The organism is Yimella sp. NH-Cas1 (genome assembly GCF_022359705.1).
Taxonomy (GTDB): domain Bacteria; phylum Actinomycetota; class Actinomycetes; order Actinomycetales; family Dermatophilaceae; genus Yimella; species Yimella lutea.
Genome location: NZ_JAKSGG010000003.1, coordinates 939,944 through 950,479 on the forward strand (window position 1 = coordinate 939,944; position 10,536 = coordinate 950,479).

The 10,536-nt window shown below is 66.9% G+C and carries 9 protein-coding genes; 7 read left to right on the forward strand and 2 right to left on the reverse strand.

What is annotated here, in order from left to right:
- The first annotated feature begins 7 nt into the window (after positions 1-7).
- On the forward strand, positions 8-913 hold the full coding sequence (truB, locus tag MF407_RS04870) for a tRNA pseudouridine(55) synthase TruB (RefSeq protein ID WP_239701542.1): 906 nt from the start codon (positions 8-10) through the stop codon (positions 911-913).
- Between the two features lie 10 nt (positions 914-923).
- Here truB and MF407_RS04875 read toward each other — a convergent pair whose 3' ends face one another.
- The gene (locus MF407_RS04875) at positions 924-1,955 is read right to left on the reverse strand and encodes a putative sugar O-methyltransferase (RefSeq protein WP_239701544.1); all 1,032 of its coding nucleotides are present in this window, start codon (positions 1,953-1,955) and stop codon (positions 924-926) included.
- Positions 1,956-2,055: 100 nt separating this feature from the next.
- Here MF407_RS04875 and MF407_RS04880 point away from each other — a divergent pair, with 100 nt between their 5' ends.
- From MF407_RS04880 to MF407_RS04895, 5 genes are all read left to right on the forward strand, one after another.
- On the forward strand, positions 2,056-3,012 hold the full coding sequence (locus MF407_RS04880; RefSeq protein WP_239701545.1) for a bifunctional riboflavin kinase/FAD synthetase: 957 nt from the start codon (positions 2,056-2,058) through the stop codon (positions 3,010-3,012).
- A 14-nt stretch (positions 3,013-3,026) separates the two neighbouring features.
- Positions 3,027-4,181: a rod shape-determining protein RodA gene (rodA, locus tag MF407_RS04885; RefSeq protein WP_239701546.1), complete on the forward strand. Its 1,155-nt coding sequence runs from the start codon at positions 3,027-3,029 to the stop codon at positions 4,179-4,181.
- Positions 4,182-4,299: 118 nt separating this feature from the next.
- Complete coding sequence (locus MF407_RS04890; protein WP_345770828.1) at positions 4,300-5,946, forward strand: long-chain fatty acid--CoA ligase; 1,647 nt, start codon at positions 4,300-4,302, stop codon at positions 5,944-5,946.
- Between the two features lie 9 nt (positions 5,947-5,955).
- The gene (locus MF407_RS15800; protein ID WP_345770829.1) at positions 5,956-6,141 is read left to right on the forward strand and encodes a hypothetical protein; all 186 of its coding nucleotides are present in this window, start codon (positions 5,956-5,958) and stop codon (positions 6,139-6,141) included.
- A gap of 104 nt (positions 6,142-6,245) precedes the next feature.
- On the forward strand, positions 6,246-8,225 hold the full coding sequence (locus MF407_RS04895; RefSeq protein ID WP_129625613.1) for a TIGR03960 family B12-binding radical SAM protein: 1,980 nt from the start codon (positions 6,246-6,248) through the stop codon (positions 8,223-8,225).
- A 171-nt stretch (positions 8,226-8,396) separates the two neighbouring features.
- On the opposite strand, the gene MF407_RS04900 is transcribed toward MF407_RS04895, so the two are convergent.
- Positions 8,397-9,701 carry an MFS transporter gene (locus MF407_RS04900; RefSeq protein ID WP_239701547.1) on the reverse strand — a complete coding sequence of 435 codons (1,305 nt, stop codon included), beginning with the start codon at positions 9,699-9,701 and terminating at the stop codon, positions 8,397-8,399.
- A gap of 92 nt (positions 9,702-9,793) precedes the next feature.
- On the opposite strand from MF407_RS04900, the gene MF407_RS04905 reads away from it, so the two are divergent.
- Positions 9,794-10,498, forward strand: a complete 705-nt coding sequence (locus MF407_RS04905) for a TIGR03936 family radical SAM-associated protein (RefSeq protein ID WP_129625614.1) — start codon at positions 9,794-9,796, stop codon at positions 10,496-10,498.
- The last annotated feature ends 38 nt before the right edge of the window (positions 10,499-10,536 follow it).

Below are 10,536 nucleotides of genomic sequence, written 5' to 3' on the forward strand. Positions count from 1 at the left end.
CCGACGAGTGACCGACGACGGACTCCTGCTGGTCGACAAGCCGGCCGGCTGGACCAGTCACGACGTCGTGGCCCGCACCCGTCGCCTCGTCGGCACCCGCCGGGTCGGGCATGCAGGCACGCTCGACCCGATGGCCACCGGACTGCTGGTGCTCGGTATCAATCGGGCGACCAAGTTGCTGACCTTCCTGGTCGGGTGCGACAAGACGTACACCGCGACGATCAGACTGGGTCAGTCGACGGTCACCGATGACGCCGAGGGCGACATCACCGCCACAGTTGCGACGGCGCAGCTCGGCGCCGGTGCCGTCTCGGACGCGGTCGCACGGCTGACCGGGTCGATACAGCAGGTACCCAGTTCGGTGAGCGCGATCAAGATCGACGGGAAGCGGGCGTACGCGAAGGTGCGCGGAGGCGACGAGGTGAAGCTCGCGGCTCGGCCGGTGACGGTGAGCACCTTCGAGATCAGGTCGAGCACCCCACGTCCGGAGATCGGGGACGGAGCCCTTGACCTTGAAGTGGAGGTCGAGGTTTCGTCGGGCACCTACGTCCGTGCGCTCGCCCGGGATCTGGGCGATCTGCTCGGAGTCGGTGGGCACCTCACCGCGCTGCGCCGCACACGCGTCGGGCGGTACACGATCGACGGCGTACCGACGATGGACGAGCTCAACAAGGCCCATCACGCCGATGAACCGCTGAACATCCTGCCCATGGCGCAGGCGGCGCGCGAGCAGTTCCCGGTGCGCGAACTCGACGAGGCGCAGGCACGCGCGTTGCGATACGGACAGAAGCTCGCTTCGTCAGGACCGCGGGTCGACGTGGTGGCAGCCATCGGCCCGGACGAGGATCTCGTGGCGATCCTCGACCAGACCGGGGAGCGTGCTGTGTCGAAGGTGGTCTTCCCGGCCGGCTGAGGTCGGTGAGTCAGCGGCGACGGAAGACGTTGACCTGTCCGGCGCTGCGGACCAGCGGGGTGTCGTACTGACCGACCAGTTCGAGCCCATGGCGGTCGAACATGTCGATGATGTCGGCGGACTTGACCGGGTCCAGGGCGCCCCAGTCGCCGGCCTGTGCTGCCTTCGGCTTGCCCTCTCGCGAGTTGAGCGACACGGCGTACGTGATGCCCTTGTCGCAGACCTGCCCGATGTAGTGGTCGACGACGGGCGGCTCCATCTCCTGGAAGGAGAAGGAGTTGACGAACACGTCGAACTGCGCGTCGAGGTCCTTGATGCGGAAGTTGGGCAACACGCCACATTCGGGCACGGAAATCGGACCGCGTGCGGCTGTCTGCGGGTCGTAGACGGTGACCGAATCGGCGCCGAAGAGTTCGGTCAGGTAGTAGGAGGCCACGGTCAGCAGCGGCGGGATGTCGAGGTCGACGTACCGTGCTTGCGGATCGCGCGTGCGCACGATCTCGCCGAGAACGCCGAAACCGCCGCCGATCTCCAGGAAGCTGGTCGGTGGACGATCGACGTGCCGCGAAAGCGCCGCCAGCAGCAGCAGGTAGTTGGCGTACGCCCTGCCGAACTGGGCACTTCCTCCGGGGACACCCCCGAATGCCTGCCAAGGGGATCCGACCTTGCTCTCGCCGTGCCCGCCGATGTCGAACGGCCACCGGTGCTGGTCCCAGGCCATCATGGCCACGTCGAAGTCGCGCCGTGCCTCGAACCATCCGTTCAGTGAGTTGTAGAAGTATCCCTGGTCGGCGCGCGGGTTGACCTGCTTCGCGCTCTGCAGCGCTTTGGCCAACGTCGCCTCGGTCCAGCCGTTGCCGTACATCGGGTAGAACCAGATCGGGGCACTCGGCCACGATTTGAACTTCGCCAGACCGATCGTCTCCATCTCGGACAGCAGGCGATCCACGCCGGGTCCCCAGAAGTTCGTCGGACGATACGTCTCGTCCGTCGTGCGGAGTTCGTCGAGCGATCGGCGCGTCAGCTCGGCCCAGCCAGTCATCCCTACCTCCATCACCTGCGTCCACCGGTGTTCCGGGTCGTTCGAATAGTGGCACGAGGCGGAACGCCGTCGGATGAGCACGCGCACTACAGTTGCCGCCGTGCTTGTGATCACCCGCCTCGAGGACGTGCCGGCCGACCTCGGACCCACCGTCGTGACGATGGGCAACTTCGACGGCGTGCACCGCGGGCACCAAGCACTGTTGGAACGAGTCTGTGGCCTCGCCGGTGAGCGAGACGCGACCCCGGTCGCTGTGACCTTCGATCCGCATCCGATCGCCGTCCTGCGTCCGGACGAGGCTCCCGAGGCATTGGCCGGGCTCGAGGCGCGGATGAGCCGCCTGGCCGACGCCGGTGTGGCCGCGACCTTGGTCCTGGAGTTCACCACCGAACTGGCTGCGATGACTCCCGAGGACTTCGTCCGTGCCGTCTTCGTCGAAGCACTGAATGTCCGGGTCGTGGTGTGCGGCAAGGACACTCGCTTCGGTGTGCGCAACTCCGGTGATGTCTCGACGCTGCGCGATCTGGGCGACGAGCACGGCTTCGAGGTCGTCGTGCTGGACGACGTGGGCACCGGGCGGCGCTACTCCTCGACGTGCGTCCGCGAAGCGCTGCGGGAGGGTGATGTCACCGCCGCCGCCGACATCCTCGGTCGCCCGCACACGGTGACCGGCATGGTCGTGCACGGTTTCGAACGTGGCCGTGAACTCGGCTTTCCCACGGCGAACCTCGCCCAGAACAGCACCGGCATGGTGCCCGCCGACGGCGTCTATGCCGGTTATCTGGTACGTCCGTCGCTGGCGCCGATCCACCCCGATCACCGCCTCCCCGCGGCGATCTCGGTCGGCACCAACCCGACCTTCGAGGGCACTCAGCGCACCGTGGAGGCATACGTGCTCGACCGCACCGACCTCGACCTTTACGACGAGGTCGTCACGGTGGAGTTCGTGCAGCGGTTGCGCGGCAACGTGAAATTCGAGGGCATCGAACCACTCATCGAGCAGATGACCCGCGACGTCGACGAGGCCCGCAGGCTCTGCCCGGCCCTGAGCGACTGACGACGGACCTCCCGATGACGACGCAGGGCGGTCTCGGCGCCGTCTGGCCGAAGACCGCCGACACGCGTCAGTTGTCCTGGACGCGCAGCGACTGGGGTCTGCTGCTGTCCGCGGCAGCTCTCTGCGCGATCGGCGCGCTCCTGGTGTACTCCGCCACGCGGAACGTGGAAGGCGCCGGATCTCTGGTGCGGCATCTGTTCAACACCGTCGTCGGTGTCACCCTGGCGGTGGTGGTGATGCGAACCGACTTCCGGGCGATCCGCGCATTGGCGCCGTGGGTCTACCTGGGCGCGATCGTAGGTCTGGTGCTCGTACTGAGTCCGTTGGGTTCGACCATCAACGGGTCCCGGTCCTGGATCCAGGTGCCCGGCTTCTCGATCCAGCCCGCCGAACTGGCGAAGGTCGCCCTATGTGTGGGTCTGGCGATGATCCTGGCCGAGCGGGGAGAACGTGGCGCGCCGCCTCCGCGGCGCGATGTGTGGCTCGCCGGGGGAGTGGCCGCCCTGCCGATCCTGCTCGTGCTCGCCCAACCCGACCTCGGCTCGGCCCTGGTCCTGGTGATGCTCAGCGTCTGCGTACTCGCGGTGTCGGGGGCCTCGCGGTGGTGGCTGGCCACGATCTTCACCGCAATGGCGTGCGCGGCGGTGATCGCCGTGACCACGAACGTGCTCGACCCGTACCAACGAGCCCGCCTGACCGCGTTCGCGGATCCCGACGGCGACCCGACCGGCATCGGCTACCAGGTGCAGCAGGTGAAGATCGCGATCGGATCGGGCGGCTGGACCGGCGAAGGACTCTTCCAGGGACGCCAGACGCAGGGCGGTTTCATCCCCTTCCAGCAGACCGACTTCGTCTTCTCCGTGGCAGGCGAGGAACTCGGCTTCGTCGGCGCAGCGATCGTGATCGCGTTGCTGGGAACGATCCTGGTGCGCGCAGTCCTGATCGCCCGCCGCGCGCAGGACTCCTTCGGACGCCTGGTCGCGGTCGGTGTCGTCGGTTGGTTCCTGTTCCAGGTGATGGAGAACATCGGGATGAACCTCGGGCTCATGCCCGTCACCGGACTTCCGCTGCCGTTCGTCTCCTACGGCGGGTCGAGCATGTTCGCCTGTTGGGTGGCGATCGGGCTGCTGGAGAACGTCCATCTGGTGAGCCTGCGGCGTCTGTATTGAGCAAGAGAGACCGGTTTGTTGCCGGGAACGCCTGACGATCTTGTGACCCGTAAGTAACCTGGGTCACAAACTGGCGAGCCCCGCCCCCGACGCAGGAGAGAAGAACACCATGGCAATGATGAGCAACCAGGAAGAGAAGCCCGACTACGCGGTGATCAACAACGCCGCCCGTTCGGTCGGTGCGCTCTTCCTCGATCGCGTCTCGAAGACCCCGGATCGGGTCGCGTTCGAGTTCCCGGACGCCGACGAGAACTGGCACTCCCTGACCTGGGCGGAGGTCGCCGTCCGCTCACGCAACATCGCCGCCGGTCTGATCAGCCTCGGCGTCGAGATGGAGGACCGCGTCGCGATCGCGAGTGCGACCCGCGTGGAGTGGGCGATCACCGACCTCGGCGTGATGCTCGCCGGTGCGGCCACCACCACGATCTACCCGACCTCCACCGTCGACGACACGCTGTTCATCATCGCCGACTCGGGCAGCAAAGTCGTCTTCACCGAGGACGACGCGCACAACACGATGTTGCGTGAGGGCCGTGACGCGATCGATTCCGTCGTCAAGGTCGTCACCTTCGACGGTGAATCGGACGGCGACTGGATCATCTCGTTGGCCGACCTGGAGAAGCTCGGCGCCGAGTACCTTGCCTCGCACGAGGGTGCGATCGAGGAGCGGGTCGACAAGATCGAACCGGAGCACCTGTCCACCCTCATCTACACCTCCGGCACCACCGGCCGCCCGAAGGGTGTGCGGCTGCCGCACCGCGCGTGGACCTACGAAGCGGCGGCCGTCGATTCGTCCAATCTGTTGGGGCCGGACGACAAGGCCTTCCTGTGGCTGCCGCTGGCCCACGTCTTCGGCAAGGTGCTGCTGACCCTTCCGCTGCAGATCGGATTCACCACCGCCATCGACGGCCGGGTCGACAAGATCGTCGAGAACCTCCCGGTGGTGAAGCCGGTGTGGATGGGCGCTGCACCGCGCATCTTCGAGAAGGTCTATGGCCGTATCTCGATCATGATGCGCGAGGAGGGCGGCGCGAAGGCGAAGTTGTTCGACTGGCACTCGGCCAACGCGCTCAAGGTGTCCGATGCCAACTCCAAGGGCGAAAAGCTCGGAGCTGCCACGGCCGCCATGCACAAGATCGGTGACGCAATCATCGCCAAGAAGATCCGTCAGCGGTTCGGTGGCAACATCCGCTTCTTCATCTCCGGTTCGGCCGCACTCAACCAGGACGTGGCCAAGTGGTTCGACGGGATGGGCATCCCGATCCTGGAGGGTTACGGACTCACCGAGACCAGTGCCGCTACGTTCGTCAACCGTCCCTACGCCAACATCCCGGGCACCGTCGGCTGGCCGCTGCCCGGCACCGAGGTGAAGATCGCCGAGGACGGCGAGATCCTGGTGAAGGGACCCGGCGTGATGCAGGGTTACCGCGGCATGGACGACGTCACCAAGGAAGTGCTCACCGACGACGGGTGGTTCCACACCGGCGACATCGGCGAGCTCAACCCGACCGGTCACCTGCGGGTCACCGACCGCAAGAAGGACCTCTTCAAGACCTCCAACGGCAAGTACGTCGCACCCAGCCAGATCGAGGCGATCTTCAAGGGCATCTGCCCCTTCGCCTCGCAACTGGTCGTCGAGGGCGACGGTCGCAAATTCGTGTCGGCGCTCATCACGCTCGACGAGGACGCCATCAAGGAATGGGCGGACGCGCACGGTGGCGACTTGAAGGGCGCCGACTACCAGACCATCGTCACCTCCGACTAGGTGCGCGAGATGGTGCAGGGATATGTCGACGAGCTCAACAGCAAGCTCGCCCGCTGGGAGCAGATCAAGCGGTTCATCATCCTGCCGCGCGACCTGTCGATCGAGGAGGGCGAGATCACGCCGAGCCTCAAGCTCAAGCGGAAGGTCGTCGTCAAGAAGTACAAGGACGACCTGGACACGCTCTACCAGGACTGATCCGAGCAGACAACCGTTCACGAAGGCCCGCGCCTGCCGCGCGGGCCTTCGTGCATCGCTACGTGTGTTCGACCAATGCCCGCCGCTCACCTACCCTGGAGTTCATGTCTGTGACCCCGCGTACCTCCGCTCCGGGTGAGTCCCTCTTCCACGATCTCGAGCCGCTGCTCGAGCGCGTCAGCAAGCCGATCCAGTACGTCGGCGGTGAGCTGAACAGCCAGACCAAGGACTGGAACTGCGGCGGCACCGGCCCGGACGGCCAGGAACTCACAGTTCGCTGGGCCCTGATGTACCCCGACGCGTACGAGGTCGGGCTGCCCAACCAGGGCGTGATGATCCTGTACGAAGTGCTCAACGAGCAGCCGAACGCTCTCGCCGAGCGCACGTACGCGATGTGGCCCGACATGGAAGCGCAGATGCGGGAGCACGGTCTGCCGCAGTTCACCGTCGACGGGCACCGCGCGGTGCGCGACTTCGACGTTTTCGGCCTGTCGTTCTCGACCGAGCTCGGTTACACCAACATGCTCACCGCGCTCGACCTGGCCGGTATCCCGCTGCACGCGGCCGACCGCGGCGACGACGACCCGATCGTGTTGGCCGGTGGTCACGCCGCGTTCAACCCTGAACCGATCTCCGACTTCATCGACTGTGCGGTCGTCGGCGACGGCGAGGAAGCCGTCCTGGCGATCACCACCCACATCGCTGCGTGGAAGGCCGAGGGACGTCCGGGCGGACGCCGCGAACTGCTGCTGCGCCTGGCGCGCACCGGGGGCGTCTACGTGCCGGCGTTCTACGACGTCGACTACCTCCCCGACGGCCGGATCAAGCGCGTCGCGCCCTCACCGCAGGCGCCCGGCGTCCCGTGGCGCGTGTCGAAGCACACCGTCATGGAACTCGACGAGTGGCCGTATCCGAAGCAGCCGCTGGTGCCGCTGGCCGAGACGGTGCACGAACGCATGTCGGTGGAGATCTTTCGCGGCTGCACCCGCGGCTGCCGGTTCTGTCAGGCGGGGATGATCACCCGTCCGGTGCGCGAACGCTCGATCACCGGTATCGGCGAGATGGTCCAGAAGGGCCTGGCCGCTACGGGATTCGAGGAAGTCGGACTGCTCTCACTCAGCTCCGCCGACCACACCGAGATCGCCGACCTGACCAAGGGCCTGGCCGACCGGTACGAGGGCACCCAGACCGGACTGTCACTCCCGTCCACCCGGGTGGACGCCTTCAACATCGACCTGGCGAACGAACTGACCCGCAACGGTCGTCGCTCCGGCCTGACCTTCGCCCCGGAGGGCGGCTCGGAACGCATCCGCAAGGTGATCAACAAGATGGTCACCGAGGACGACCTCATCAACACCGTCGCCGCCGCCTACGGTGCCGGCTGGCGCCAGGTGAAGCTGTACTTCATGTGCGGTCTGCCGACCGAGACCGACGAGGACGTGCTGCAGATCGCCGAGCTCGCCAAGCGGGTCATCGAGACCGGCCGACAGGTGAGTGGCCGCAAGGACATCCGCTGCACCGTCTCCATCGGTGGGTTCGTGCCCAAGCCGCACACTCCGTTCCAGTGGTGCGCGCAACTGGGCGCGGAGGAGACCGACGCCCGTCTGCAGAAACTGCGTGACGCGATCCGCTCCGACAAGCGGTACGGCAGCTCGATCGGCATGCGCTACCACGACGGTCAGCCGGGCATCGTCGAAGGACTGCTCTCGCGCGGTGATCGTCGCATCGGACGCGTCATCGAGGCCGTCTGGCGCGACGGCGGACGCTTCGACGGGTGGAGCGAGCACTTCTCCTACGAGCGTTGGATGCGTTGTGCCGAGGAGGCTCTGGAGCCGTACGGCGTGGACGTCGCCTGGTACACCACGCGTGAACGCGGCGAGACCGAGGTGCTCGCGTGGGATCACCTGGATTCCGGCCTGGACAAGGAATGGCTCTGGGACGACTGGCAGGACGCCCTCGACGAGACCGAGGTCGACGACTGCCGCTGGACCCCGTGCTTCGACTGCGGTGTCTGCCCTCAGATGGGCACCGAGATCCAGATCGGTCCGACCGGCAAGAAGCTGCTGCCGCTGAGTGTCGTCTGATCGCCTGCACCGCAAGCGATTTCGGGTGACCCGTGGTTGTATCGGGCACGTGATTTCCGGTGACCGGTGAAACTGTGCGCGACGTCCGGACCTGGCACCGCGGCCCGCTGGAGGGTCCGGTCGATCTCGCTGTCGGTGCTACGTCGAGGGCTCCGCCGGGACGCTGACCGCTCAGACCTGCAACTCGCCGACGGTCGAGTGCACGTTCTCGGCGTCCTTCTCGGTGAGCTGCTTGCGACCGGCGTGAATGGTCGGGCACACGGCGGCCGCGATGATGCAGAGGGCACCGGCGGCGTAGAACGCCAGGTCGTAGGTGCCGCGGTCGTCCCTGATCCAGCCGGCGGCGCTCGCGGTGACGGCTGCACCGAGTTGGTGGCTCGCGAACACCCAACCGAAGACGATCGGCGCACGTTCGCCGAAGTGTTGTCTGCACAGCGCCATGGTCGGCGGCACGGTCGCGACCCAGTCGAGGCCGTAGAACAGGATGAACGCGAACATGTTCAGCTGCACCGAATCGCTGAACAAGGTCGGCAACGCGAACAGCGACAACCCGCGTCCGGCGTAGTAGATGCCGAGCAGGAGTCTGGGGTCGAAGCGGTCGGTCAACCACCCGGACGCGATCGTGCCGACGATGTCGAAGACGCCGACCAGGGCCAGCAGTCCGGCGGCCGCCTGCTCGCCCATCCCGTGGTCCATCGCGGCCGGAATGAAGTGCGTCCCGACGAGTCCGTTGGTACTCGCTCCGCAGATCGCGAACGTGCCGGCCAGCAGCCAGAAGGCCCGGCTGTGCAAGGCCTGCCGAAGGGTCGTGACCGCGAGTTTCGTTGCGTTCTGCACCGGCACGGACGCCGGTGGGTCGCTTTCCGTGGCGGCGTACGCCCGGACGCCGAGGTCCTCGGGCCGGTTGCGTATGAACAGGACGACGAGAGGCACCGCGCACAGCGCAGCCACGCCGATCGTGGTGGATGCAGCGCGCCAGCCCTGGGTGGTCAGCAGCCATGCCATCACCGGCAGGAACGCCAGCTGGCCGGTGGCGTTCGCGGCGCTGAGAACACCCGACACCAACCCCCGCTGCTGCACGAACCAGCGTCCGGTGATCGTGGCGACCAGGGACATGGAGATCGACCCGGTGCCGAGGCCGATCAGCACGCCCCAGCAGGCGATGAGTTGCCACGGCTCGGTCATCCAGCGGGGCAGGATCGACCCGAGTCCGATGAGGATCAGCGCGACCACCATCACCGGTCGCACGCCGAATCGCTCCATGAGCGCGGCAGAGAACGGCGCGGTCAGACCGAAGAGGATCAGGTTGATCGAGACCGCGGTGCCCATCAGGCCCATCGGCCAGCCGAACTCGCCGTGCAGGGGGTGCATCAACACCCCTGGCGCAGCACGGAAGCCGGCCGAACCCATCATCGTCAGCAGCGTGACGAGGGCGATGATCCACGCCGGGTGGATCGCGAACCTGCGTGCTCTCACTGCGCCATGATGCACCTCGAACCCGACGGTGACGAGAGCGTTCCGCCATCCGTTCGGACGACTGTGGGCCGGGCGGCGTACGCTGATCCGCCATGGCCAAACGAGTACCCGAAGGTCCGCCTCCCGCACCGGTCGTGCAGAAGCTGCGGGTGCAGTACGCCAAGCGTGGACGGCTGCGGTTCACCTCCACCCGCGACTTCCAGCGGGCGCTCGAACGCGCAGTGCGCCGCGCTGAAATCCCGATCGCCTTCTCTGCCGGTTTCCACCCCCACCCGCGCATCAGTTACGCGAACGCGGCCGCGACGGGCACCGCGAGCGAGGCCGAGTACTTCGAACTCGCGTTGCAGCGCGAATGCGATCCCGAGCAGGTGCGGATCGCGCTCGACGAAGCCCTCCCGGAGGGTCTCGACGTCATCAAGGTCGCTCCGGCGCAGGGCGGTTCGCTGGCCGACAGTCTGCAGGCCAGTGACTGGCGGTTGCAGTTCGAAGGCACGGACGAGGCAGCGCTCGCCGCGGCGCTGGACGTGTTGCTCGCGCAGGAGCGCGTCGAGGTCACCCGGATGATGAAGTCCGGTCCGCGCACCTTCGACGTGCGCTCGGCGATCAAGAAGGCAACGGCACAGGGGAGCGTGCTGGAGATCTCGTTGGAGCACACGACGCCGAGTGTGCGGCCGGACGACGTCCTGTCTGCCCTGAAGCAGGTCTCCGGCATCGAGTTCGCGCGCTCGCCGCTGACCACCCGGTTGCGGCAGGGCACACCGCACGACGACGGTCTCATTGCCGACCCGCTCGCCTGAACGACCCGCCGCTTCCGCCCGCAACCCTTCCGGGTGAG